The 23,370-nt window shown below is 70.5% G+C and carries 21 protein-coding genes and 1 pseudogene; 9 read left to right on the top strand and 13 right to left on the bottom strand.

The window, feature by feature from the left end:
* Positions 1-147: 147 nt before the first annotated feature.
* On the bottom strand, positions 148-1,308 hold the full coding sequence (locus AAIB33_RS15420; RefSeq protein ID WP_345800842.1) for an AI-2E family transporter: 1,161 nt from the start codon (positions 1,306-1,308) through the stop codon (positions 148-150).
* Between the two features lie 157 nt (positions 1,309-1,465).
* Between AAIB33_RS15420 and cls the strand changes: the two genes are divergently transcribed.
* Positions 1,466-2,932 (top strand): cardiolipin synthase, encoded by a 1,467-nt coding sequence (cls, locus tag AAIB33_RS15425; RefSeq protein WP_345800843.1) that lies wholly within the window; start codon positions 1,466-1,468, stop codon positions 2,930-2,932.
* A gap of 30 nt (positions 2,933-2,962) precedes the next feature.
* Complete coding sequence (locus AAIB33_RS15430; protein ID WP_345800844.1) at positions 2,963-3,562, top strand: hypothetical protein; 600 nt, start codon at positions 2,963-2,965, stop codon at positions 3,560-3,562.
* Here the strand turns inward: AAIB33_RS15430 and AAIB33_RS15435 are convergent.
* A complete protein-coding gene (locus AAIB33_RS15435; RefSeq protein ID WP_345800845.1) occupies positions 3,559-4,659 on the bottom strand; it encodes an AI-2E family transporter in 1,101 nt (366 codons plus the stop codon). The genes AAIB33_RS15430 and AAIB33_RS15435 overlap by 4 nt on opposite strands.
* Positions 4,660-4,730: 71 nt before the next feature.
* Between AAIB33_RS15435 and AAIB33_RS15440 the strand changes: the two genes are divergently transcribed.
* Positions 4,731-5,564, top strand: coding sequence for a mechanosensitive ion channel domain-containing protein (locus tag AAIB33_RS15440; RefSeq protein WP_345800846.1), 834 nt, complete (start codon positions 4,731-4,733; stop codon positions 5,562-5,564).
* A 1-nt stretch (position 5,565) separates the two neighbouring features.
* Here the strand turns inward: AAIB33_RS15440 and AAIB33_RS15445 are convergent, their stop codons facing one another.
* Genes AAIB33_RS15445 through AAIB33_RS15455 form a run of 3 tightly spaced genes read right to left on the bottom strand, consistent with a single transcriptional unit; the run spans position 5,566 to position 8,656 of the window.
* On the bottom strand, positions 5,566-6,852 hold the full coding sequence (locus tag AAIB33_RS15445) for an ion channel protein (RefSeq protein WP_345800847.1): 1,287 nt from the start codon (positions 6,850-6,852) through the stop codon (positions 5,566-5,568).
* A gap of 23 nt (positions 6,853-6,875) precedes the next feature.
* Positions 6,876-7,916 carry a hypothetical protein gene (locus tag AAIB33_RS15450; protein ID WP_345800848.1) on the bottom strand — a complete coding sequence of 347 codons (1,041 nt, stop codon included), beginning with the start codon at positions 7,914-7,916 and terminating at the stop codon, positions 6,876-6,878.
* On the bottom strand, positions 7,913-8,656 hold the full coding sequence (locus AAIB33_RS15455) for an ion channel (RefSeq protein ID WP_345800849.1): 744 nt from the start codon (positions 8,654-8,656) through the stop codon (positions 7,913-7,915). The genes AAIB33_RS15450 and AAIB33_RS15455 overlap by 4 nt, the downstream gene beginning before the upstream one ends.
* Positions 8,657-8,765: 109 nt before the next feature.
* Between AAIB33_RS15455 and AAIB33_RS15460 the strand changes: the two genes are divergently transcribed.
* Positions 8,766-10,181 (top strand): DUF2252 domain-containing protein, encoded by a 1,416-nt coding sequence (locus AAIB33_RS15460; RefSeq protein ID WP_345800850.1) that lies wholly within the window; start codon positions 8,766-8,768, stop codon positions 10,179-10,181.
* Between the two features lie 151 nt (positions 10,182-10,332).
* Here AAIB33_RS15460 and AAIB33_RS15465 read toward each other — a convergent pair.
* The 4 genes and pseudogenes from AAIB33_RS15465 to dnaK form a co-directional block, all read right to left on the bottom strand.
* Positions 10,333-10,752: pseudogene (locus AAIB33_RS15465) on the bottom strand (MerR family transcriptional regulator); the annotation flags it as partial.
* Positions 10,753-10,812: 60 nt separating this feature from the next.
* A complete protein-coding gene (locus tag AAIB33_RS15470; protein ID WP_345800851.1) occupies positions 10,813-11,817 on the bottom strand; it encodes a DnaJ C-terminal domain-containing protein in 1,005 nt (334 codons plus the stop codon).
* A gap of 7 nt (positions 11,818-11,824) precedes the next feature.
* The gene (locus AAIB33_RS15475) at positions 11,825-12,445 is read right to left on the bottom strand and encodes a nucleotide exchange factor GrpE (protein WP_345800852.1); all 621 of its coding nucleotides are present in this window, start codon (positions 12,443-12,445) and stop codon (positions 11,825-11,827) included.
* A gap of 2 nt (positions 12,446-12,447) precedes the next feature.
* Positions 12,448-14,334 (bottom strand): molecular chaperone DnaK, encoded by a 1,887-nt coding sequence (gene dnaK, locus AAIB33_RS15480; protein ID WP_345800853.1) that lies wholly within the window; start codon positions 14,332-14,334, stop codon positions 12,448-12,450.
* Positions 14,335-14,549: 215 nt separating this feature from the next.
* Between dnaK and AAIB33_RS15485 the strand changes: the two genes are divergently transcribed.
* The gene (locus AAIB33_RS15485; RefSeq protein WP_345800854.1) at positions 14,550-15,113 is read left to right on the top strand and encodes a GNAT family N-acetyltransferase; all 564 of its coding nucleotides are present in this window, start codon (positions 14,550-14,552) and stop codon (positions 15,111-15,113) included.
* On the opposite strand, the gene AAIB33_RS15490 is transcribed toward AAIB33_RS15485, so the two are convergent.
* Both AAIB33_RS15490 and AAIB33_RS15495 read right to left on the bottom strand, forming a co-directional pair.
* Complete coding sequence (locus AAIB33_RS15490) at positions 15,102-16,217, bottom strand: methyltransferase (protein ID WP_345800855.1); 1,116 nt, start codon at positions 16,215-16,217, stop codon at positions 15,102-15,104. The two genes, AAIB33_RS15485 and AAIB33_RS15490, sit on opposite strands and share 12 nt — an antisense overlap.
* 24 nt (positions 16,218-16,241) lie before the next feature.
* Positions 16,242-16,775, bottom strand: a complete 534-nt coding sequence (locus AAIB33_RS15495) for a hypothetical protein (protein WP_345800856.1) — start codon at positions 16,773-16,775, stop codon at positions 16,242-16,244.
* Positions 16,776-16,906: 131 nt separating this feature from the next.
* On the opposite strand from AAIB33_RS15495, the gene AAIB33_RS15500 reads away from it, so the two are divergent.
* Both AAIB33_RS15500 and AAIB33_RS15505 read left to right on the top strand, forming a co-directional pair.
* A complete protein-coding gene (locus AAIB33_RS15500; protein WP_345800857.1) occupies positions 16,907-17,722 on the top strand; it encodes an LLM class flavin-dependent oxidoreductase in 816 nt (271 codons plus the stop codon).
* A 152-nt stretch (positions 17,723-17,874) separates the two neighbouring features.
* Positions 17,875-18,405, top strand: a complete 531-nt coding sequence (locus AAIB33_RS15505; RefSeq protein WP_345800858.1) for an HPP family protein — start codon at positions 17,875-17,877, stop codon at positions 18,403-18,405.
* A gap of 57 nt (positions 18,406-18,462) precedes the next feature.
* Here AAIB33_RS15505 and AAIB33_RS15510 read toward each other — a convergent pair whose 3' ends face one another.
* Positions 18,463-19,755, bottom strand: coding sequence for a DUF222 domain-containing protein (locus AAIB33_RS15510; protein WP_345800859.1), 1,293 nt, complete (start codon positions 19,753-19,755; stop codon positions 18,463-18,465).
* A 140-nt stretch (positions 19,756-19,895) separates the two neighbouring features.
* Between AAIB33_RS15510 and AAIB33_RS15515 the strand changes: the two genes are divergently transcribed.
* Complete coding sequence (locus tag AAIB33_RS15515; protein WP_345800860.1) at positions 19,896-20,924, top strand: hypothetical protein; 1,029 nt, start codon at positions 19,896-19,898, stop codon at positions 20,922-20,924.
* Between the two features lie 78 nt (positions 20,925-21,002).
* The gene (locus tag AAIB33_RS15520; RefSeq protein ID WP_345800861.1) at positions 21,003-22,427 is read left to right on the top strand and encodes an MFS transporter; all 1,425 of its coding nucleotides are present in this window, start codon (positions 21,003-21,005) and stop codon (positions 22,425-22,427) included.
* A 123-nt stretch (positions 22,428-22,550) separates the two neighbouring features.
* Here the strand turns inward: AAIB33_RS15520 and AAIB33_RS15525 are convergent, their stop codons facing one another.
* Positions 22,551-23,297 (bottom strand): FadR/GntR family transcriptional regulator, encoded by a 747-nt coding sequence (locus AAIB33_RS15525; protein ID WP_345800862.1) that lies wholly within the window; start codon positions 23,295-23,297, stop codon positions 22,551-22,553.
* Between the last annotated feature and the right edge of the window lie 73 nt (positions 23,298-23,370).

Consider the following 23,370-nt stretch of genomic DNA (forward strand, 5'->3'; position numbering starts at 1 on the left):
TCTGCGGCGTCGGGGGTGTCAGGAGTCGCGGGGGGAGTCACGGGATCGGTGGCTGCCTATCTCTGCGGCGCGCGCCGAGGGATGCCTCCGACGCGGAACCCACTCTACCCGAGGGCCTCCGAGGGTCTTCGGAGCGCGCCGGGGCGGCTAGACCTTGAGGTCCTGCTTCGGCACGACGACCTCTCGGATGATGAGGAGGACGGATGCCGTGATCGGCAGCGCGATGAGCACGCCGAGCACGCCCATCAGGGTGCCGCCGACCATCGCGGCGATCAGCACGAGCGCCGCCGGGATCGAGATGGCCTTGTTCATGACGCGGGGGCTCACGACGTACGACTCGATCTGGATGTACACGAGGTAGGCGATGAAGAAGACGAGCGCCTGCTGCGGGCTCGAGAAGAGCGCGATCACCGAGGCGAGGATCCAGAAGATCACCGAGCCGAAGAGCGGGATGAGGGTGATGACGAACGCGATGACCGCCATGAGCGCGGGGAACGGCAGGCCGATCACGAGGTGCAGCACGAAGACGACCGCGGCGTTGAGCGACGAGAGGGTCACCGAGCCGATGAGGGCGCTGCCGACGGAGTCGGTGATGCGCTCCGTCATGTCGGTGAGCTTGGGGCGGTTGCGCGCCGGGGCCAGCGAGTAGAGCGCGCCCTTCATCGCGCCGAGCGAGGCGAGGAAGTACAGCGTGAGGGCGACGACGATGAAGCCGCCCGAGATGGCGCCGACGATTCCCGCCGCCACGTGCAGCACGCCGCCTCCGATGGCGGCGAGGAAGGCGGGGTCGGAGAGCGTCGCCGCGAGCTGGTCGATCGCCGTGCCGAGGCCGGCCTGCCACTCCGCGGGGAGGGCGAGGAACCACTCCGACTGCGGGATCTCGTCGAGCGCCTTGGGGATCGCCTCGAAGAACTGGCCGATCTGGGCGAGCACGGGCGGCAGCACGAAGACGAGGAACAGCACCATGAGCAGCGCGAACGCCCCGAACACGATGCCGATGCCGGCGCCCCGCTTGACGTTGTGCCGCTCGAGCAGTCGGACGATCGGATCGAGTCCGAGCGAGAGGAACAGCGCCAGCACGATGTAGGCCAGGATCGTGGAGATCGAGAAGATGGCGCTGCCGAGCACGAGCGCGGCGAGCACGCCGAGGGTCGCGGCGAAGCCGGCGACGAGCGGGCGGTCGATGACGGCGAGCACACGCGCCCGGAACCCGGTGTCGATGTGCGCCGGAACCTCGGGGAGGAGCGCCGCGACCGGGTCGGCCGGGGCCGTCGCGGGCGCGCCGGGCACGGCAGGCGAATCGCTCATTGCGCCACTCTAGAACCGCGGCCTCGCGCGGCGCGTCTGCGCGCGGCCGACTCCTCACCCCGTCAGGGTGATCGTCGATGGGCCGCGGCGCGGTAGCGTTCCAGGACAGCGGCTGGGGGGACCGCGCCCCCCGCCCTCGACGTCGGGAGACCTCGCCATGGAACCGGTACTGGGCGCCAACCTCATCTGGATCGCGGGCGCCGTCGTCAACTTCGCCATCATCGTCCTGGCGCTGCTCATCCTCCCCAAGCGCCGAAAGCCCACGGCGGCCATGGCGTGGCTGCTCGCGATCTTCCTTTTCCCGTATCTCGGCATCCTGCTGTTCCTGCTCATCGGCAGCATCAAGCTGCCGAAGGCCCGCATGGAGGCCCAGGCCCGCATCGACGCGCAGATCCGGGAGCGCGTGGCGCTCTCCAAGCTCGACCCGCCGCACGCCGATGAGCCCCGGTGGTTCCAGCGCGTGCTGCAGCAGGCGGAGGAGCTCACCGGCATCCCCGCTCTCCACGGCAACGCGATGACGCTCAACGGCGACTACAACGGCTCGATCCTGGAGATGGCGGAGGAGGTCGACCGGGCCCAGCGATACGTGCACGTCGAGTTCTTCATCATCGGGTTCGACGACACGACGCGACCTTTCTTCACGGCGATGGAGAACGCGGTCAAGCGCGGCGTCAAGGTGCGGCTGCTCGCCGACCACATCGCGACGCGCAAGGTGCCGAACTCGAAGGAGATGACGGCGGAGCTCGACCGCATCGGCGTCGAATGGGCCTGGATGCTGCCGGTTCAGCCGTTCAAGGGCAAGTACCAGCGCCCGGACCTGCGCAACCACCGCAAGATCGTGATCGTCGACGGCGTCGTCGCCTACACGGGATCGCAGAACCTCATCGACCGCAGCTACGACTCCCCCAAGAACCAGAAGCGCGGCCTCAAGTGGCAGGAGCTCGTGACGCGCGTCGACGGACCCGCCGCCTCCGCCCTCAACGTCGTCTTCCTCTCCGACTGGGCGATCGAGACCGGCGAGCAGCTCGCCGGTCAGGAGTACGTGGCCGTCGAGACGATCGCACCCAAGGGTGATCTCGTGTGCCAGGTCATCCCGAGCGGCCCCACCTACACGACCGAGAACAACCTGCGCCTGTTCCTCTCCCTCATCTACGGCGCGACCGAGAAGCTCATCATCACGAGCCCCTACTTCGTGCCCGACGAGGCGATGGTGTACGCCATCACGTCGGCGTGTGAGCGCGGCGTCGAGGTGCAGCTGTTCGTCTCCGAGATCGGCGACCAGTGGCTCGTCTGGCACGCGCAGCGCTCGTACTACGGCGTGCTGCTCGAAGCGGGCGTGCGGATCTTCCTCTACCCCGCGCCGTTCATCCTGCACTCGAAGCACTTCTCCGTCGACGACGACATCGCCGTCATCGGGTCGAGCAACATGGACATCCGCTCGTTCAGCCTCAACTCCGAGGTCTCGGTGCTCGTGCGGGGCGCATCGTTCGTGGCGGGCATGCGCGAGGTCGAGGAGGGCTACCGCCAGGCGGGCCGCGAGCTGACCCTCGAGGAGTGGCGCCGCGAGCCGCGCTCGGCCACGTTCTACGACGGCGTCGCTCGCCTCACCTCTGCTCTCAACTAGGGCTCACCAAGCCCGGCCTACCCTGGAGGCATGCCCCGACTGCAGGCGGACGCCGACGCGACCCTCTGGGTGCCCATGACGGAATCGTTCGGCCTGCGCGGCCGACGGCACCGCAAGGCGGCGATCAGGATGCTGCTGACCCAGGCGAACCGCGCGGTGGGTGCCACGGAGCGTCCCGGCAGCGGGTTCCTCGCGTGGAGCATGAGCCAGGCGGCACCGTTCCTCATGCGGCGCGCGGGCGGACGCGTGCTCGTGTGGGTGTGGAAGGCCGATCCCGACCTCCTCGTCGTGATGGCCCAGGTGCAGGAGGCGACGCCGCAGCTGCGCACGGCGCGCGCCATGATGCCCATGGAGTACGACGACACCGAGGACTTCCGCAATCCGTATCTGGGCTCGGGCGAGAAGCTCGCGATGCCGCTTCCGAAGGACGGTCGCACGCCGCCGTTCGCGACCTACACGTGGGACACCGGCACGCACTTCGTGACCGTCACGGCCGTCTGCTCCGACCGGGAGCGCTTCGGCATCGTCATGGGGAGCGTGGACGACCTCGCCCGCACCCTCCGCGTCGTCGACGACCTGACGCTTGGCGAGTCGCCGACGGTCCTGCGGATCGAGCCTCCCCGGCCCTAATCCGGCTGTTCCGCGGCCAGGGGCGCGGCATCCCGATCACCCGAGAGCCAGCGCAGCCACCGTGCGCCCGGATCCCCCTCGAACACGAGCGCGCGTACGAGCAGCGTGAGCGGGATCGACAGGATCGCGCCCAGCGGCCCGATGATGAACGTCCAGAAGATGACGGCGAAGAAGCTCAGCGTCAGGCTGAGGCTCACGGCGTCGCTCACGAACTTCGGCTGGACGAGCACCTGCAGCGTCACGTTGACGACGCAGTAGATCGCGACCACGGCGAGGGCGAGCGGCCAGCCCCCGACGACGAGGGCGAGCACGGCGGGCGGGATGAGCCCGAGCACGAAGCCGATGTTGGGGATGAAGTTCGTGACGAACGCGAGGATCGCCCACACGGCGGGCGCCGGGACGCCGAGGGCCCAGAGCGCGAGGCCGTCGATGATCGCGACGATGGCGCCGAACGTCGCGTTGACGACGTAGTACCGGCGCACCCCCGAGTTGAACACCTGCACACGGCGGATCGTCGGGCGGCGGGAGGGGCCGAAGGATGCCTCGGCCGTCGTGTACCTCGCGCCGTCGACCGCCATGAAGATGACGTAGGCGAGCACGAAGAAGAACGCCGTGAGCGCGCTCAGCACCTGACCGCCCAGCGACGTCGCGAACGACAGGACGTTCTCGGGCTTGAGCACCGATGCTCCTGCGTCGGCCGCCTCCTGATCGAGCCCCATCGACTGGAGCGTCTGCAGCACGCTCTGCGCCGACGCCCGCAGCTCGTCGGCGTAGTCGGCGACGAGCTGGGCGAACTGCGCACCGGCGAAGAACAGCAGGAGCGCCATGACGGCGAGGATGAGGTAGCCGACGACGATGACGGCCGTCGTCGCGAGCCAGCGCGGCCACCCCCGACGCTCGAGCGGGAACCGCACGGGGTGGCAGATGATGACGATCACGGCGCCGAGCGCGAGCGGGCCGACGAGCTCCCGTGCATACGAGACCCCGGCGAGCGCGATCACGGCGGCAGCGAGCCCGAGGAGCGTCCGCAGCGCCGGCGAGAGGACGGGGGCGGGGGCGGGCGCGGCGGCCGGCTGCTGCGGTCGGGATGCCTTCACGGCGTCAGGCTAGCGGCGCGCCGCCGGGGCACCGGCGGGGCGCGCTGCGGAGACGTCGCTATCGTGAGCGCGTGGATCTCAGCGCGCTCCTGCCCACGTCGGTCGAGTGGTGGCAGATACTCGTCGCCGTCGTCGTGGTCATCGCGGGCTGGGTGCTCGCGCGGCTCGGCCGCAAGGCGACCGTCCTGCTCCTCCGTCGTGCGCCGGGCGTCTCCGAGCTCGTCACGACCTTCATCGGCCGCGCGGTGTCGTACTCGATCGTGCTGCTCTCGGTCGGCATCGCCCTCGCGGTCCTCGGCGTCAACATGCAGCCGCTCCTCGCGATCGTCGTCGTGCTCGCCGTGGTGGCGGTGCTCGTGCTGCGGGGGGTCGCCGACAACTTCGCGGCGGGCGTCGTGCTGCAGGCGAGCCAGCCGGTGATGCTCGGCGACGAGATCCAGGTGGAGGGGGTGGACGGCAAGCCCCTCACGGGCGTCGTGACCGACCTCAACTCGCGCACCGTCGTGCTGCAGACCTATGACGGTCGCACCGTCCACGTGCCCAACGCCAAGATGGTGCAGGAGCCCGTCGTCAACCACTCGACGCGGGGCCTTCGCCGCAGCGAGGTGCAGGTGCGCGCGGAGCGCGCCGGCGCCGAGGTCGACGACCTGCTCGCTCGTCTCGCGGCGGTCGCGGCATCCATCCCCGGCGTCGACGCCGGCGAGGCGACCCGGGCGATCCCGGTGTCGATCTCTCCCGAGCGCATCACGGCGCGCGTGCTCTTCTGGCACGCCCCCGCCGACGGCCTCACGGTCGTCGCCGACGTCGTGCGCGCCGTGTCCGACTCGCTCTCGCAGCACGGCGCCGGCGGGACGGTCACGAGCGACCCCGGCCTGCCGCCGCTCGTGCCCTCCGACAGCGTCTGAGCTACGCCTTCGCCGGGGCGGCCGCCGGCGCCTTCTCCGGCGGGTGCACCGTGAGCTCGGGCGCCTTCGTGACGATGAGCCACACCGGCAGGATGATGAGGCACAGCAGCGGCAGCACCGTGATGTCGCCGCACAGCGCGATCCCCACGAAGATGCCGATCCAACCGTCCTTCGTCGCGGCGAGGGTGATCCCCATCACGCCGCAGGCGACGGCGAGGGAGATCGGGATGCCGGGGAAGAGCGCGAACGCGAGGAGGCCGAAGGCCGTGCCGACGAACACCGCGGGGAAGATGCGGCCACCGCGGAAGCCGGCGCTCGCGGCGATGAGGAGGGCGACGATCTTGACGCCCGTGAACAGCGCGAGCTGAGAGGCGCTGTAGTCCTCGGGGTGCTCGAGGAGCTCGGCCGTCTGCTCCAGTCCCTTGAAGAGCGTGATGGGCCCGCCGATGATGCCGAGCACGCCGAGGATCATGCCGCCGATCGTCGTGAAGATGATCGGGTTGCGCAGAGCGTGGAACGCCTTGTGGAGGTAGGGGAACAGGAACGCCGCGACGATGCCGAGGATCGCCGAGACAGCCGCGATGAGGAAGCCCTGGAGAAGGTAGATCGGCTGGATCGCGCCCATGGGCTCGAGGGTGAACGAGATCGACTCGCCCCCGAGGAGGAGCATCGTGACGGCTCCCGCGCCGGCGGCGGCGAGGGGCAGGAAGAGCTTGTCCCACAGGGAGCCCGGCAGCGCGAGGGCTCCCACGGTGCCGGTGAATATCAGCGCCGCGGCGACGGGCGTGCCGAAGAGCGCGCCGATCGTGCCGGAGACGGCGAGCATGACGAGGAGCGCCGGCGGGATCTTGGTCGAGAGCCGGCCGAACACCGCGACCGCGAGGGCGGAGTTGACCGCGATCGTCGGGTTCTCGGGGCCGAGGCTCACGCCGCCCGCGAGGCCGAGGATCGCGACGAGCAGGATCGTCGGCACCGCACCGAGCTTGGGCGGCGGCCCGCCGAGCTCGGTCGTCGCCGAGTCGGGACCGCCGTGACCCGGCACGAGCCAGACGATCGCGCCGACCGCGGCGCCGGTCAGGGTGAGGATGAGGAAGATCCACCACGGGGTGCTCTCGTCGGCGCCGAACTGGCCGGGCAGCCAGTCCCACAGGAAGTGCATGAGCTGCTCGGACACGAGGTCGAGGGCTCTCAGCACGACGGCGGAGCCGATGCCGATCAGCAGGGCGGGGACCGCCATGAGCACGAGCGTGCGGACGCTCAGGCGAGGGGCGGCGGTGGTGTCGGTCATCTGACTCTCCTCCGGGTCAGGACTCATCCTGCCCGAGAAGCGGCAGTGCGTGCGGCATCCACCCCTTCCTGACCGAGGTCCTGCTGGAGCGCGGCGGCGCTGCGGATGAAGAGGATGATCCACGTGAACACGAGGGTTCCGGCGACGAGCTCGACCGCCGTGAGCGTGTAGTACCCGATCGCATAGAAGACGCCGAGTGCGACGACGACGGCGAGGAAGACCCATCCGAGGTAGATGAACGTGCGCGCCATGCCCGGGATCCAGACCGGCAGGCGGATGACGAGCACGGCGTACACGACCGCCATGCCCGACGCGAATGCCGTGTGGATCCAGAACCAGTCGTCGACCGGGAAGACCCCGACGAACGCGAGGAAGACGCCGACGAGGATGAGTGACAGGCGCACGCGGGCGATGCCCTGCGGATGCGTCGTCGGGATGCCGGCGGTCGCGGCGCGCGCGAGCGTCGTGACGATGATCCCCGCGACGATGAGCGTCAGGTTGAACGCGAGCGACGACACGTCGCCGGTCACCCCGAGCGAGCTCAGGTGCTGCTGCCACCAGAGCGGATCGGTCGCGGTGAGCATGCTGGCGACGATGCCCTCGACGAGGAAGGTCGCGAGGATGATCGCGAGCAGGTCCAGGTCCATGTGCGTCGCGGAGAAGAACGCCACGTACGCCGTGACGGCCGCGACCGCGCCGGAGAGGACGATCGCGGCGATCGGGAACACCTCGGCCCCGATGAAGGCCTGCTCGAAGATCACCGACACGAGCGTCCAGCTGAGCAGTGCGATGACGGCGTGCGCGAAGGCGAGGGCCGCGAGGTCGACGATGTCGAGCGCGCCATAGCGTCCTCGGCGGGCGACGAGGCGTCCGCCGACGAAGGCGACGATCGCGACGAGTGCCGACGACACGGCGGCGAACTGCCCGACGGAGCCGGGACCCGCGATCGGCGCCGGCTGGAAGCGGAAGGCGATCATCGCCGTGAGCGCGACGACCACGAAGGCGGCGGCGCCGAGGGCGAGCGAGATCGACTCGAGCGTGCGCTCGCGCGGGGCAGGGGTCACGTGTCGGTCCCTTCGTCCGGTGCCGGTCGGCCGAGGTCGACGGCGAGCTGGGTGATCTGCTGCGCGACGGCGCGCATCTGCCCGCGCGTCGCCGGCTCGTCGTCGTCACGGCCGCGTGCCGCCTTCTCGATGACGTACGACGACACTGTCGCCGTGACGGTGCCGACGATCGCGATGCCTCCCGCCATGAGGGCGACTGCCCAGATGCGCCCGAGCGCGGTCACGGGATAGTAGTCGCCGTAGCCGACCGTCGCGACCGTCACGAACGCCCACCAGATCGCGTCGCCGAAGTCGACGATGTTGGCGTTCGGGGCGTGGCGCTCGGCGTCGAGGACGGCGAGCGCGCACAGGTAGATGACCAGGAGCGAGGCGCCTGCGCCGTAGACGGCGATGCGGCTGCGCAGGGCCGTTCCGGCCGACTGACGGTGAGTGCCGAACGAGATGAAGGCGCGCAGCAGCCGCAGCGCTCGGAGCATGGGGATGGCCACGATCGCGAGGTCGAGGAGGTGGCCCCGGAACCAGGCCCCTCGAGGTTTGGCGAGGACGAGCCGCACGAGGTAGTCGAAGACGAAGGCGATGTACGTGACGCCGATGACCGCCCAGAGGACGATCGCCGTCTCGCCCTGCGCGTCGGTGATGGACTTCCACGAGTACGCGATGAGCCACAGCAGCGACGCGATGATGAGGGGCCAGTAGGTGCGGTCCTCCCACCTCTGGATCGCCTCCGGTCCGCGTTGCATGCCTGAACTCTAGAGCCGGCTCCCGCCCGGTCGGCGGCGCACCGCCGGGGCCTCATCCGCCGTGCATGACGCCGTCGCCGCGGCCACGCCCGGGTGGCATGATGTGCGCATGAGCGAGGTGCGCGAGTCTTCCCTGGAATGGACGCGGCCGTCCACGGTGGCCGAGCGGATGGCGGAGGGCAAAGAGGCGCGCGAGCGCACGCCCCGCAGCGCCCTGGCCCATCTCACGGTCGGCGAGCGCGACCCGCTCGGCATCCTCGATGAGCAGAACGCGGCTCGCCTGCAGGAGCTCATCCCGCTGCGGATCGAGCGCATGTCGGCGAGCCCCTTCGCCTTCTACCGCGGAACCGCGGCGATCCAGGCGGCCGATCTCGCGAACGACCCGCACAGCGGAATCCTCGTCGCTTCGTGCGGCGACGCGCACGTGTCGAACTTCGGCTTCTACGCCTCGGCGCAGCGCACCCTCATGTTCGACCTCAACGACTTCGACGAATCCGCCTGGGCTCCGTGGGAGTGGGACGTCAAGCGACTCGTGACGAGCATCGTGATCGCCGGCCAGGCGACCTCGCGAGACACCGAGATCGTGGAGGATGCCGCGCTCGCGGCCGTGCGCACGTACGCGCGGTCGATGGGGTCGAACGCCAAGCGCAGCAGCGTCCGCCGGTACTTCGAGCACTTCGACGCCGAGTCGGGTCTCGCCGCCATGGACCCCGAGTCGCAGCGCACGATGCGCGCGGCCATCAAGGAGGCGGAGAAGCGCACGGGTGACCGGGCGGCGCGCAAGCTCACGACCCTCGGCGACGACGGCCGGCTGCGGTTCGTCGAGCGTCCGCCGACCATGACGCACACGACGCCCGAGATCGAGGGGCGCCTGCACGACAATATGCGCAAGTACGCCCAGTCGGCACTCGTCGACGTGCGGCTCGTGCTCAACCAGTACACGGTGACCGACATCGCGCTGCGCGTCGTGGGCGTCGGCAGCGTCGGCACGCTCTGCACGCTCGTGCTGCTGCAGGACGGCGACGAGAACGCCCTCATCCTGCAGGGCAAGCAGGCGGGGCGGAGCGTGCTCGAGCAGTACGGCAGGATCGAGCAGCCCCCCGCCGTCGCCGAGCACATCGCCGAGAACGGCGAGGGCGGCCGGGTCGTCGCCATGCAGCGCATCCTGCAGGCCGTCTCCGACCCGTTCCTCGGACACCTGCGCGCCTACGCGGGGGACTTCTACGTGCGCCAGTTCAACGACATGAAGGGCGGCGTCGAGATGGACGAGCTGGAGGATCCGCTGTTCCGGCAGTACGCCGAGACGTGCGCCTCCGTGCTCGCCCGGGCGCACGCGCAGTCCCCGAACGCGGCGCAGGTCGCGGGCTACATCGGCAACGGACGCATCGTCGGCGAGGCGATCCTCGAGTGGGCGTACGCCTACGCGAACCTCTCGAAGGCCGACTTCGACGCATTCGTCGCGGCGAACCCGAAGCACGTCGACAGCGAGAGCGTCGTCCGGGCGGCGGCGAGCGCCATCGGCTGAGCCTCCCCCGCCGGCCCGGGACGGGAGGTCAGCGAGCCTCGGGGGCGGCAGGGCCGGATCGCGGCGGCGCGTCCGGGCGGGTCGCCGGCCCGACGTCGATGCCGGCGGAGGTGCCGGCATCCCTCCCCTCATCGGCCGCCTCGATGCTCTGCCGGGGCGTCCACAGCACGAGCTCGGTGGCGCGGCGGACGCGCGTGCCGTGCCGGAGGGTCACCACGGCCCCCGTGGCGCCGGCGGCGAAGACGCGGGCACCCGGCCGGCGCTCGATCTCGGTGCGCACGCGGTCCTCGAGGTCGCGCACCCTCAGGTGCAGCTCGCGCACGCGATCCTCGAGCTCGAGGATGCGGGCGATCGCGGGAAGGCCCATGCCGTCGGCCGACATGCGGGCGACCTCCCGCAGCTGCTGCACGTGGCGCAGCGAGTAGCGGCGCGAGCCGCCCTGCGTCCGCGCCGGCACGACCAGGCCGAGCCGGTCGTACTGGCGCAGCGTCTGCGGATGCATGCCGGAGAGCTCGGCCGCGACGGCGATCGCGAAGATGGGGGCATCCTCGTCGATGTCTTCGACGCCCATTCCCCTCACCTCCTGTTCAGGCCGGTCGCCCCGCGGGGCGCGAGGCGACCGGTTCGTCCACTACGTGCGCGACTTCGCCATGAGGTCGGCGCGCGGATTCTCCTTGGGCTCGAGCTCGCGGAAGCGCTCGAGCGCGTCGCGGGCCGCGTCGTCGAGGTGCGATGGCACCGCGACCTGCACCTCCGCGAGGAGGTCGCCCGTGCCCTTGGCGCTCTCGACCCCGCGGCCCTTGATGCGCAGGACCCGGCCCGAGGGCGTGCCCGGCGCGACCCGGAGCTTGACGGTGTCTCCGCCGAGCGTCGGCACCTCGATCGTCGCGCCGAAGACCGCCTCGGTGTAGGTCACCGGGACCGTCAGGCGCAGGTTGAGACCGTCCCGCGTGAAGACCGGATGGGGGCGCACCGTGACCGACACGACGATGTCTCCTGACTCGCCGCCGTCGGGCGACGGGCGACCGCGTCCGCGGAGCCGGATCTTCTGCCCGTCGGCGACGCCGGCCGGGATCTTCACCTTGAACGGCTTGCCGTCCTCGCCCTGCAGTGTGATGGTCTCGCCCCGCGTCGCGGTGACGAAGTCGATCGTCGTGCGGGCCGTCACGTCGGAGCCTCGGGTGGGTCCGCCGTAGCCGCGGAACCCGCCCGTCGGCTGACCGAAGCGGCCCGAGCCGAAGCGCCCGCCCTGCTGCTGGTTGAACATCTCGAAGATGTCGTCGAAGTCGCCCGTGGTCTGGTAGCGAGCGCCGCCGGGGGCGCGGCCCTGGCCGAACATCGAGAAGACGTCCTCGAAGCCGCCCGCGCCCTGGCCGCCCGCCGTGAAGCGGGCACCCCCGGCGCCCATGGCCCGGATCTGGTCGTACTCCTTGCGCTGCTCGGGATCGGACAGCACCGAGTACGCCTCGCTGATCTCCTTGAACTTCGCCTCGGCCGCGGCATCCCCCTGATTGGAATCGGGATGGTGCGTGCGCGCGAGCTTGCGGTACGTCTTCTTGAGGTCAGCCTCGCTGACGTCCTTCGAGACGCCGAGGACCTTGTAGAAGTCCTTGTCGAACCAGTCCTGGCTGGCCATGAGCCTCCTAAGCGGTCCCTGAGCCCGTCGCAGGGTCGGCGGGCACGGCGACGACGACCTTCGCGGGTCGCAGCTCGACCGAGCCGAGGCGGTAGCCCACCTCGACGACCTCGAGCACCGTCGGCACCTCGACGCCGGGCGTCGGCGCCTGGAAGATGGCCTCGTGCTGCTGCGGGTCGAAGACCTCGCCCGCCTCACCGTACGCCGTGACGCCGAGGCGCTCGGCCACGGCGCGCACCTTCTCGCCGATCTGGGCGAAGGGGCTGCCCTCCACCAGATCGCCGTGCTTGGCGGCGCGGTCGAGGTCGTCGAGCACGGGGAGGAGGCCCTTCACGGCCTCGCCCTTCGCGCGCTCGATCTCGATCTGGCGCTGCTCCTCGGTGCGGCGGCGGTAGTTGGCGTACTCGGCCTGCAGGCGCTTGAGGTCGAGGAGCAGGGCCGACTCGAGGTCGGCCAGCTTCGCGTCCTCCGCGGCGGCGTCGGCGTTCTGCTCCGTGCCGAGGATGTCGTCGATCGTCAGCTCGTTGTCGCCGGCGGCATCCGTCCCCTCCTGCGGGTCGGACCCGGAAGCCTGCGCCTCCGGGTCCTCGCCACCGGGGACCTCGTTCGTGAAGTCCTTGTCCGTCATCGTTACTTCGCCTGCTCCGAGCCGGTCGACGGGTCCTCGTCGTCCACGACCTCGGCGTCGACGACGTCCTCGTCCGCGCCGGACGAAGGCTGGCCGTCGGACGGGCCGTCGGCCGGCGCATCCTGAGCCGCCTGCGAGGCCTGCGACGAGGCGTAGATCGCCTCGCCGAGCTTGCCCTGCGACGCGTTCAGCTTGTCGAACGCGGCCTTGACCGCGTCGTCGTCGTCACCGGCGAGCGCCGCCTTGAGGGCGTCGACATCGGCCTGGACCTCGGTCTTGACCTCGGCGGGGAGCTTGTCGTCGTTGTCCTTGATGAGCTTGTCGATCGAGTACGACAGCGTCTCGGCCTGGTTGCGCACCTCGGCCGACTCGCGGCGCTTCTTGTCCTCGGCGGCGTGCTCCTCGGCCTCGCGCACCATGCGCTCGATGTCCTCCTTGGGCAGCGACGAGCCGCCCGTGATCGTCATCGACTGCTCCTTGCCCGTGCCCTTGTCCTTGGCGGACACGTGCACGATGCCGTTGGCGTCGATGTCGAAGGTGACCTCGATCTGCGGGATGCCGCGGGGCGCCGGCGCGATGCCCGTGAGCTCGAACGTGCCGAGCGGCTTGTTGTCACGGGTGAAGTCGCGCTCGCCCTGGAAGACCTGGATCGCGACCGACGGCTGGTTGTCGTCGGCCGTCGTGAAGGTCTCGCTGCGCTTGGTCGGGATGGCGGTGTTGCGCTCGATGAGCTTCGTCATGATGCCGCCCTTGGTCTCGATGCCGAGGCTCAGGGGCGTGACGTCGATGAGGAGGACGTCCTTGCGCTCGCCCTTGAGGACACCGGCCTGGAGGGCGGCGCCGACGGCGACCACCTCGTCCGGGTTCACGCCCTTGTTGGGCTCCTTGCCGGTCTCGCGCTTGACGAGCTCCGACACGGCGGGCATGCGGGTCGAGCCGCCGACGAGCACGACGTGGTCGATGTCGCCGACCTTGATGCCCGCCTCGCGGATGACGTCCTCGAACGGCTTCTTGGTGCGGTCGAGGAGGTCCTTCGTGAGGTCCTCGAACTTGGCGCGCGTGAGCGTCTCGCTGAGCGACACGGGGCCGTTCTCGGTGAGCGAGAGGTAGGGGAGGTTGACGCTCGTCGACGTGGAGGACGAGAGCTCCTTCTTCGCCTGCTCGGCGGCCTCCTTGAGGCGCTGCAGCGCGATCTTGTCGCCCGAGACGTCGACGCCGGTCTGGTCCTTGAACTGCTTGATCAGGTAGTCGACGACGCGCTGGTCCCAGTCGTCGCCGCCGAGGCGGTTGTCACCCGCGGTGGCGCGCACCTGGATCGTGGAGAAGTCGTCGTCCTTGCCCACCTCGAGGAGCGAGACGTCGAACGTTCCGCCACCGAGGTCGAAGACGAGGATGAGCTCGTCCTCCTTGCCCTTGTCGAGGCCGTACGCGAGCGCGGCCGCGGTGGGCTCGTTGATGATGCGCAGGACGTTGAGGCCCGAGATCTCGCCGGCCTCCTTCGTGGCCTGACGCTCCGCGTCGTTGAAGTACGCGGGAACCGTGATGACGGCATCCGTCACCGTGTCGCCGAGGTACTGCTCGGCGTCGCGCTTGAGCTTCTGGAGGATGCGCGAGGAGATCTCCTGCGGCGTCCACTTCTTGCCGTCGACGCCGAACGACCAGTCGGTGCCCATGTGGCGCTTGACCGACGCGACGGTGCGGTCGACGTTCGTCACGGCCTGGCGCTTGGCGGTCTCGCCGACGAGCACCTCGCCGTCCTTGGTGAACGCGACCACCGACGGGGTGGTGCGGAAGCCCTCGGCGTTCGCGATGACCTTGGGCTCGCCGCCCTCGAGGACGCTCACGACCGAGTTGGTCGTACCGAGGTCGATTCCAACAGCACGTGCCATGTGTTTCTCTCTCCTTCTTGAGGGCGGGCGGATGCCGCGCCCCAGGGTTTTCGTGAAGTCTGTCTCGCGTGCTCTTCCCCATCCCGTCGGGGTTGGTCCCCGAGCCTGTCGAGGGGTTGAGCCGCGATGACTCAAGGATACTCAGGCCACCCACCCGCGTCAAATGAACTTGAGCCGACTCATATCAAGTTTGCAGTTTGAGGCAGGATGGCGGCATGGGCCTGCCCTGGGACTTCCATCCGCTCGACGGCGAACGCGTGCACCTCGACCTCGTGCGCGACGACGACTTCGACGCGCTCTATGCGCTGCAATCCGATCCCGAGGTCTGCCGCTTCCTGCTCTTCGAGCCGCGGTCGCGCGACGAGGTGCAGAAGGTCCTGGAACGGGATGCCGGCAACCGCCGCCTCGCCGAGTCGGGGGACTTCGTGCAGCCCGCGATCCGCGACGGGTCGGGCGAGCTCCTCGGCACCGTGCTCCTGCGGATCGAGAGCGCCGCCGACCGGACGGCGGAGATCGGGTGGATGCTGCGCCCGGCCGCGCAGGGCAAGGGCTATGCCCGGGAGGCCGCCGCCCTCCTGCTCGACCTCGCCTTCGGCGAGCTGGAGCTGCACCGGGTGATCGCCGAGCTCGATCCGCGCAACGCGGCATCCGCCGCCCTCTGCCGCCGTCTCGAGATGCGGCACGAGGCGCACCACCTGGAGAACCTCTGGCTCAAGGGCGAGTGGACCGATACCGAGACCTACGCGATCCTCGACCGCGAGTGGCGCTCACCTGCGTGACGCCGTGACCGTGAAGGTTGGATTCCGGGCGATCTGACGCGTCGGACCCACGAGCCGCTCGAGGTCGGGGCGATACCGCAGGTGCGAGTTCCACACCGCCCACAGTTCGCCGCCCGGCGCGAGCACACGTCCCGCCTCCGCGAAGAGCTTGAGCGCGATCCCGCGGTGCACGACGTGGCCGATGTGGAAGGGCGGGTTGAGCACGATGAGCTCCGCGCTCCCGTCGGGCCGGCTCGACAGCGCGTCGTCGCGCACGACCTCGACGCGGTCGGCGACGCCGTTCGCCAGCGTCGTCGCCCTCGCGGAGGCGACGGCGGCGGCGGACTGGTCGGTCGCGACGACACGGAGCTCCGGCCGCTCGCGCGCGAGCCACGTCGCGATGACGCCCGTGCCGCAGCCGAGGTCGATCGCCTCGGTCGCGCGGGGCGCGGCATCCAGGTGCTGCAGCAGGAATCGTGTGCCGATGTCGACGGCCGCGCCCGCGAAGGCCGCGCCGTGCGCCACGACGACGAGACCGGTGCCCGGGTCTGTCTCCCGGCGCGGCCAGCTCATCGGCACCCCGGGAAGGGGCTCGCTCGCGATGAGTGCGCGGGCCTTCTGCCGGGCATGGCTGACATCGAGGCGGCCGAAGCTCGCCCGGAGCACGTCGTTCATCGATACGGCCATGTGCTTGACCATGCCGGCCGCGAAGACGCGCACGGCCGGGGCCGCGTGCTGAGCGATCGCCTCCGCGATCTCACTCAGCGCGTCGAGCGAGCGAGGGAGACGCAGCAGCACGACTTCCGCACCGGCCGTGAGCGAGGCGTCGAGATCGTGCCGCTCCCACGTCTGCGCGACGCCGACGCGGTCGGCGTTGGCGGCGAGCGCCCGCTCGCCGGCGAGCGGATCCTGATGCACGCGGATGCCCCGGACGCCGTGCCGGACGGCGGCGCCGAGGGTGAGCGCGCCGTAGGAATCACCGATGACGACGACGGTTCCCGCGGGTGCGGTGCTCAGCGCGTCCGCGGCCTCGTCGAGGAGGAGCCGGTCGGCGGCGTCGACCGCGTACAGCTCGGGTGCTTCGACATCGGGATGCCGCGACAGTGCGCCGAGGTCGAACTCCATGTCTCCACGGTACGGGCCTCGGGTCTACTCCTCCGTCCCACCGGCGATCGAGATCGTCTCGGGCAGATCGTCGCCGGTGTCGGTCACCACGCGGCGCATGACCTCGCCGTCGCGGATATAGACGCCCGCGTGGGCGCCCGTGACGTAGTAGTCGGATGCCGCGGGGCCGGTCAGCATCGTCGGCGTGACGAAGAGAAGGTATTCCTCGCCGACGGTGAGCAGGGGATCGCCGATCTCTCGGACGTCGATCGCATCGCCGACGGCCACGGGGGTGCCGGGATCGTCGAGATGGGCGGCGAGCTGCGGGTTGGACGGAGCGTTGTCGACCTCGACCGTCGACACGGTGGCGTCGTCCTCGGTGTGCTGCGCGGTCACCGTGCCGATGACGATCGCGGAGCTGTCGGCGGCGAGCGCGTCGATGCCGTCGTAGAGCGTCGCACGGCTTCCGCTGGACGACTGAGTGCAGCCGGCGAGCGCGACGAGGAGGACGGCGACGAGGCCGACGGCGGCCGTCTTGACGCCGAGCACGGCCGTCTTGGAGCGGCGCGGATGCTGCATGGCGCACACGCTATCGGCAACCGCCCGATCGCCGTGAGAGATATCCCCAGCGCGCGGTACTGCTCGGGGAGTAGGCGGAGTGTCTCCCTCCAGCGGATGCGCGGCATCCTGCGCAGCGTGAGAATCGCGTCATGAGCGATCTTCGACCCTTCCGCTTCGGCGCGGTCATGTCCGTGCGCGGCAGCGCGCAGGAGTGGGCCGACTCGGCCCGGGAGCTCGAAGGGCAGGGCTACTCCACGCTGCTCGTGCCCGACACGCTCTGGACGCCGTCGCCCTTCCTCGTCCTCGCCGCCGCGGCGGTCATCACGACGACCCTTCGGCTCGGCACGTGGGTGGCCTCGGCGCCGTTGCGTCGACCAGCCGAGGTCGTGCGTGAGGTGAAGACGCTGCAGGCCCTCGCCGGCGGACGCTTCGAGCTCGGCATCGGCGCGGGCCGCCCCGGCGGCGAGAACGATGCGTCGACGCTCGGCGTCGCGTGGGGATCTCCGAAGGAGCGGGTCGACCGCGTCGAGGCGACGATCGAGGCGGTGCGCGGCGGGGTCGACCCGGCGCCTGCGATCGTGATCGCAGGCCACGGGGACCGGATGCTGCGCCTCGCCGGCCGCACCGCGACGACGCTCACTCTGCCCACGTCCCCCGCCGTCGACGCCGACCAGCTCGCGACGCTCACGGATCGGGTGCGCGCCGTCGCGGGCGCCCATCTCGAGCTCGCCCTGCAGGTCACGGGCGTCGGCGACGACCTGCCCGACTGGCTGCGACACCAGCTGGGGTTGAACCCCGATGAGCTCCGGGCGGCCGGTGCCGTCATGATGCTGACCGGCGACGTCGAGCGCGACGCCGCGGCGCTGCTCGAGCTCCGCTCACGGACCGGGGTCTCCTATCTGACGGTCCCCGGCCAGTTCGCGACACGCTTCGCGCCGCTCGTGGCCCGCCTCGCGGGGACGTGAGTCGCGACACCTGAGCCGCGGCATCCCGCCCCCCTCGCCGGCGGGCGGATAATCCCTCGCCGGCGGGCGGATAGTGGCACGCGCGTGGGCGTTTGTCGAGGGCATGCGGTGTTGCCTCCGGTCGGTCGAAGACTGGCGCACGAGGAGTCATCGTGAACCACACTGTCGTCGGGCTGCGCCGGACCCGCCTGGGCTCGGCTTCGTATGCCGCCATCCTTTCGCTCGTCGTGCTGGCGCTGAGCGGCGCCATCGGGTTGGGTCTCAAGCAGCCGTGGCTGTTCCCGAGCCTCGGCCCGACCGTCATGCTGTTCTTCGAGTCGCCGGAGCAGCCGTCGTCGCGTCCGCGCAACGCCCTCGTCGGCCACGGGGTCGGTCTGCTCGTCGGTGCCGGGTGCTTCTACGCCCTGGGCCTGCAGGGCACACCGCCCGCGCCGGTCGGCGGCCTGACGCCCGGCTACCTCGTCGCCGGCGCGCTGTCCGTCGCGATCACGACGCTCGTCCTGACGCTCATCAAGCTGCCGCACCCGCCCGCGGGCGCGACGACCCTCATCGTGAGCCTCGGCATCCTGGTCCAGCCGATCCAGTTGCTGGCGATGGCCGGTGCGATCATCTTCGTCACTCTCGCCGGATGGGGCCTCAACCTGCTCTTGATCGGTCGGCAGGCAGCGCTGACGGGCGGCTGATCGGGGCGAGCTCCAGGTCGAACGGCGGGCCGATGCGAGGGCGCCGCTTCATGGGGCTCACTGTCTCAGCGGGGCCAGCAGTGGGCCGCGATCTTCACGGGAACCGGTCGCGTACTCGCGTCCGGACGGACTCGTCCACACGAGCAGCTCGTCCTCGAACCTCGCCCACCAGCGGGTGTGATGCTTCAACCGGTGGTGCTTGCGGCACAGATGCGCGAGGTTGCCGTGATCGGTGCATCCGCCGTCGACCCACGCCTGGTTGTGGTCGACGTCGCACCCGACCGCGGGAGCCTCACACCCGGGGAACCGACACGAGCCGTCGCGCTCGGCCAGCCATGATCGCAGCGGCGACGGCACGCGATACGTCTCTCGGTCGTAGCAGAGCCGCACGCCCGTGACGGGATGCGTGAGCACGCGGTTCCAGGAAGGGGCGCCCGCGGCCAGGGTCTTCGCGACCTCGAGCGGGATCGGACCGTAGCCGTCGATCACCGCGGGCTCGTCGCTCTCGCCGAGGAGACTCAGCGCGGGCACCGTCACCGTCACGTCGACCTGCACGCCGCGGAGCGCCTGTGCCGGGTCCGCTCCGTCGGCGACTCCGTGGGGCCGACCGCTGCGCAGCAGCGCGTCGATGAGCGCGTCGAAGCCAAGCTGTCCGAGCGTGCGCGGGTCGCCGGACTCCTGCTCGTCCCGGGCGATCCCCGTGATCAGGGTGTGTGCGAGCCGCACCTGCATGATCGGCCCGTACGCCATGAGCCAGCCCATGCCGTCTCTCGCCGGCTGCATCGTCACCGTCCGCGAGCCCGTGGCGCGCTCCGCGCGGATGTCGATCGTCTCGGGATCGAGGTGCTCGCGAATCCGACGAGAGCGGTGCGCGAACCGGTTGGCGGTGACGTCGAGCCGCCCGGCGAGGACCGCCTGCTCGAAGGCCGGCCGGTGATGAGGGGCGAACATCTCGGCGTCCTCCACCAGGGACGCCGCATGCCGATAGGAGATCTCGCCCGCGCTCAGCGCGCACATGGTGCCGGGCAGATCGGAGCACAGCACGCGCGACTCGACGATGAGGTGGGAAGCCTGCCGTTCGGTGATGCGCAGGACGCACGCCACCTCGGACCTCGTCGATCGCTCGACCCACTCCCCGGCATCCGCTCCGAGTTCCTCGCTCACCCCGCGGCGCGCCTGGGCTGCTGCGGAGACGACAATGCCTTCCTGGTGCGCCTCATTCGCGCGGCGCAGTGCGTCGATGAGGCGCGTCCGCTCGGCTTCGAGAGAAGCCAGTGCACGCCGCACGCGATCGAGCTCGCCGACGATTGCGGCGGCGTCTTCGCAGTGGAGCACCTCACTCGTGCACATAGCCTGAGATTAGAACATACCTACGACGTTCTGGCGCGTGCCCGTTTGTCGGAGCTGTCTGGCAGGGTGAATCCATGTCCTCGGCCGCCGACGCGCTTCTCAGCGGCCGGCGTGGTCGGCGACTCTGTCTCGAATACGCGATGGCAGCGGATCCCGGCATCCGGGAAGAGGTGTTCTGGCTGGCCGACGGCGAAGATCGCGGTCACGTCGTCTTCTTGACGCGAGCCGACGGCACCGCCGATCCGCCGCCGCCCGTGGCTGCTTCCGCTGAACTCGCGCACCGCATCGCCGCCCTCGATGCCCGATCGGCGGACGCGGCGCTCATTCGCGCCGCCCTGCGCGCATCGGTCGACTCCGCCCGGTACTGGCAGGCCCCTGACGCGGAGGATGGCGTCGCATCCCTCCCCGACGTCCGCGATGCGCTTTTCGGCGTCGCCGAAGCCGTCGCCGTCGGCACGGCCTGGCGCCAACCCCGCGCGACGGAGCAGTGGGCCATCGACTGGCGGGCGCCGACCGACACCGCGCCCCTCATGACCGACCCGTCCGCCGCGCTTGCGTCCTGGGCCGCGGAGCAGCGCGCCGACGAGGAGCGGGCGCAGCGCGAGCGTCCGCGCGATCCGCACGCGAACCGGTCGGGCATCTGGTGGTCGGTGCCGCAGCGGCTGCTCTCGACGCGCGCCCGCATCGCGGATGCGCTCGAGCTGATCGAGGACTCCCCGGGCTGGGAGACCGCCACGCTCATTCCCGTCCGCGGCGCCGGGCGCACATTCGAGGTCCGGTCGGCGAACGAGTGGAGCGACCTCTGCCGCACCTACCCGATGGAGGTGACGGCGGCGCGGCGGCATGACTGGTTCCGGCTCACCGGGCGTGACGGTCGATGGCTGATCCCGGACTGGGAGCGCGTAGCCGGAGAGTGGGATGCCGTGCACCTCACGACGCTCGGCTACCTCTCGGCGGCGATGGAGCTCGTCCCCATCGACGACGAGTACGCATCCGTCATCGCCGGCTGGGCGCCCGATTCGACCATCTGGCTCGCCGGCGTCGTCCGCGAGTGGCACGGCCCTCGGGAGGCGTGGATGCGGTCGTCCGGCGGGGACGAGTGGATCCGAGTCGAGGACGCGCCGGGCTCACCCCGGCCGGGCGACCCGGCCGTCGGGGGCCGCGAGTAGCCTGGCCACGCGTCGCGATGCTGCGGCGCCGCGCGCGGCGGCACCCGCCGTTCATCGAAGGGCCATAACGTGACCGACATGAGCTCCTCCGCACCCGACGGAAAGCCGCAGCCGCCCGCCGCGGCGAACAGCGGCGCGATCGCGGCGGTCGGCGTCATGTTCCAGGACACGACGGACGAGACGCCCATCCCCCGCAAGCAGGTCGCGTCGTGGGCGATGTGGGACTGGGCGACGCAGCCGTTCAACTCGGTGCTCCTCACCTTCGTCTTCGCCTCGCTGTACCTCGTCTCGGCGAACTTCCTGCCCGACGACGTGGCGAAGCTCGCCGAAGACGACCCGGCCCGCGAGCAGGCCCTCGCCGGACTCTCGAGCGGTTACGGCCTGGCGACGACGATCGCAGGCATCCTGATCCTGCTCCTCGCGCCCGTGCTGGGGCAGACCGCCGACCGATCGGGCAGCCGCAAGCGGTGGCTGCTCGTCTTCACGGTGCTGCTCGCGCTGCTGCAGTTCGCGCTGTTCTTCGCTCAGGCCGATCCGGCCTACTTCTGGTACGGGGCCCTCGTGCTGTCCGTCGGCGCCGTGGTGTCCGAGATCGCGGGCGTCAACTACAACGCGATGCTCGTGCAGGTCTCGACCCCGAAGACCATCGGCAAGGTCAGCGGCCTCGGCTGGGGCCTCGGCTACATCGGCGGCATCGTCGCGCTGACGATCGTCATCGCACTGACCTTCGCCGACTGGTTCGGCATGGACACCTCGAACGGCCTGGCCTACCGCCTCATCGCCGTCGGCTGCGGCGTGTGGACGCTCATCTTCGCGCTGCCGCTCTTCCTCAACGTGCCCGAGGCGCCGGCACCCGTCGGAGTGGAGCGAGTCGGCTTCTTCGCGGCGTACGGCGTGCTCGTCCGCGACATCGTCGCGCTCTACCGCACGCACCGGCCGACGTTCTGGTTCCTGCTGGCGAGCGCCGTCTACCGGGACGGACTCGCGGGCGTCTTCGCCTTCGGCGGCGTGCTGGCCGCCGTGGCCTTCCACTTCAGCGACAACGAGGTGCTCATCTTCGCGATCGCGGCGAACGTCGTCGCGGGCGCGTCGACGATCATCGCGGGCCGGTTCGACGACCGGTTCGGCGCCCGCGCCGTCATCATCACGGCCCTGACCGGCCTCGTCGTCATCGCGCTCGTCGTCTTCTTCGGACACGCCGCAGGCAAGCCGGTTTTCTGGGTCGGAGGACTCATCCTCTCCGCCTTCGTCGGACCGGCACAGGCCGCGAGCCGCTCGCTCCTCGCCCGCGTCACGCCCGAGGGGATGCAGGGCGAGATCTTCGGCCTCTACGCGACGACCGGTCGCGTCGCGAGCTTCCTCTCCCCCGCCCTGTGGACGCTCTTCATCGCCGTGTTCGGCGCGACGTACTGGGGCATCCTCGGCATCGCGATCGTGCTGGCCGTGGGACTGGTCCTGCTGCTCCTCGTGAAGTTCCCGCCGCGGACGCCCGTCAAGCGCTGAGACGCGAGCGACGCGCGGTCAGCGCGGCCAGGCGTCGGCGAGCTTCGTCCGGGCAGGCGGTCCGGGCAGGCGTCCTGCACGAAGGCGCGGGGACGGACGCTCCGGCCGAGCGCCGTGCATGGCTCAGTCCTTGCCGCGTTTGAGCGTCGGCATGCGACGCCGCTCCCACGAGCCCAGGATGTGCTCGTCCATCGCGCGGCGTGCGGCCGCGGCATCCCGTTCCACGATCGCCTCGAGGATGCGCTCGTGCTCCGTCATCGTCATCTCGAACGCGTGCTCGGGGTCGACGCCGTGGTACCGCGTGCTCTCGAGGGCGCGGTCGAAGAGCACGAGCGCGATGTTCTCGGCGAGCAGGTTGCCCGAGAGCTCCATGACGGCCTGGTGGAAGCGGATGTCGGCCTGCCGGAAGGCCTCGGAGTCCTCGATCGTGTCGCGCATGTCCTGCAGGCTCACGCGCAGCCGCTCGACGGTCTCGTCGTCCGCATTCGCCGCGACGGCGCCCGCCATGGCCGCCTCGAGCGCCCCGCGCACGACGCTCAGGTCGTCGAGGATGCCGAGCGCGTCGTCGTGGCCGATGAGCGACGACAGCACGAGGGGGTCGATGAAGTTCCACGCCTTCATCTCGTTGACGTGCGTGCCGCGCCCCTGCGCGACCGTGACCATGCCCTTCTCCTGCAGCCGCTTCATCGACTCGCGGATGACGGTGCGGCTCACGCCGAACTGCTGGCTGAGTACGGCCTCGGGCGGGAGGGTGTCACCCGGCTGCACACGACCCGAGACGATCATCTCGACGAGCTCGTTGAGCACCGCGACCCCGATGCGATCGAAGGGCGCCCGGTTCTCGCGCAGGCCTGGGGACTGGTCGCTCATGGCGCCACTGTAGCCCGCGGCATCCGGTTCCCGACCATTCTTCTCCCAACACGCCATACATGTGATGTATGCT

Source organism: Microbacterium sp. AZCO, assembly GCF_039614715.1.
Lineage (GTDB): Bacteria > Actinomycetota > Actinomycetes > Actinomycetales > Microbacteriaceae > Microbacterium.

What these genes read in the sequence shown, in the direction of transcription:
- AAIB33_RS15420 (WP_345800842.1), bottom strand. Translation starts at nt 1,308, where the DNA reads ATGAGCGATTCGCCTGCCGTGCCCGGCGCGCCCGCGACGGCCCCGGCC.
- cls (WP_345800843.1), top strand. Translation starts at nt 1,466, where the DNA reads ATGGAACCGGTACTGGGCGCCAACCTCATCTGGATCGCGGGCGCCGTC.
- AAIB33_RS15430 (WP_345800844.1), top strand. Translation starts at nt 2,963, where the DNA reads ATGCCCCGACTGCAGGCGGACGCCGACGCGACCCTCTGGGTGCCCATG.
- AAIB33_RS15445 (WP_345800847.1), bottom strand. Translation starts at nt 6,852, where the DNA reads ATGACCGACACCACCGCCGCCCCTCGCCTGAGCGTCCGCACGCTCGTG.
- AAIB33_RS15455 (WP_345800849.1), bottom strand. Translation starts at nt 8,656, where the DNA reads ATGCAACGCGGACCGGAGGCGATCCAGAGGTGGGAGGACCGCACCTAC.
- AAIB33_RS15460 (WP_345800850.1), top strand. Translation starts at nt 8,766, where the DNA reads ATGAGCGAGGTGCGCGAGTCTTCCCTGGAATGGACGCGGCCGTCCACG.
- AAIB33_RS15470 (WP_345800851.1), bottom strand. Translation starts at nt 11,817, where the DNA reads ATGGCCAGCCAGGACTGGTTCGACAAGGACTTCTACAAGGTCCTCGGC.
- AAIB33_RS15475 (WP_345800852.1), bottom strand. Translation starts at nt 12,445, where the DNA reads ATGACGGACAAGGACTTCACGAACGAGGTCCCCGGTGGCGAGGACCCG.
- dnaK (WP_345800853.1), bottom strand. Translation starts at nt 14,334, where the DNA reads ATGGCACGTGCTGTTGGAATCGACCTCGGTACGACCAACTCGGTCGTG.
- AAIB33_RS15485 (WP_345800854.1), top strand. Translation starts at nt 14,550, where the DNA reads ATGGGCCTGCCCTGGGACTTCCATCCGCTCGACGGCGAACGCGTGCAC.
- AAIB33_RS15490 (WP_345800855.1), bottom strand. Translation starts at nt 16,217, where the DNA reads ATGGAGTTCGACCTCGGCGCACTGTCGCGGCATCCCGATGTCGAAGCA.
- AAIB33_RS15495 (WP_345800856.1), bottom strand. Translation starts at nt 16,775, where the DNA reads ATGCAGCATCCGCGCCGCTCCAAGACGGCCGTGCTCGGCGTCAAGACG.
- AAIB33_RS15500 (WP_345800857.1), top strand. Translation starts at nt 16,907, where the DNA reads ATGAGCGATCTTCGACCCTTCCGCTTCGGCGCGGTCATGTCCGTGCGC.
- AAIB33_RS15510 (WP_345800859.1), bottom strand. Translation starts at nt 19,755, where the DNA reads ATGTGCACGAGTGAGGTGCTCCACTGCGAAGACGCCGCCGCAATCGTC.
- AAIB33_RS15515 (WP_345800860.1), top strand. Translation starts at nt 19,896, where the DNA reads ATGGCAGCGGATCCCGGCATCCGGGAAGAGGTGTTCTGGCTGGCCGAC.
- AAIB33_RS15520 (WP_345800861.1), top strand. Translation starts at nt 21,003, where the DNA reads ATGAGCTCCTCCGCACCCGACGGAAAGCCGCAGCCGCCCGCCGCGGCG.
- AAIB33_RS15525 (WP_345800862.1), bottom strand. Translation starts at nt 23,297, where the DNA reads ATGAGCGACCAGTCCCCAGGCCTGCGCGAGAACCGGGCGCCCTTCGAT.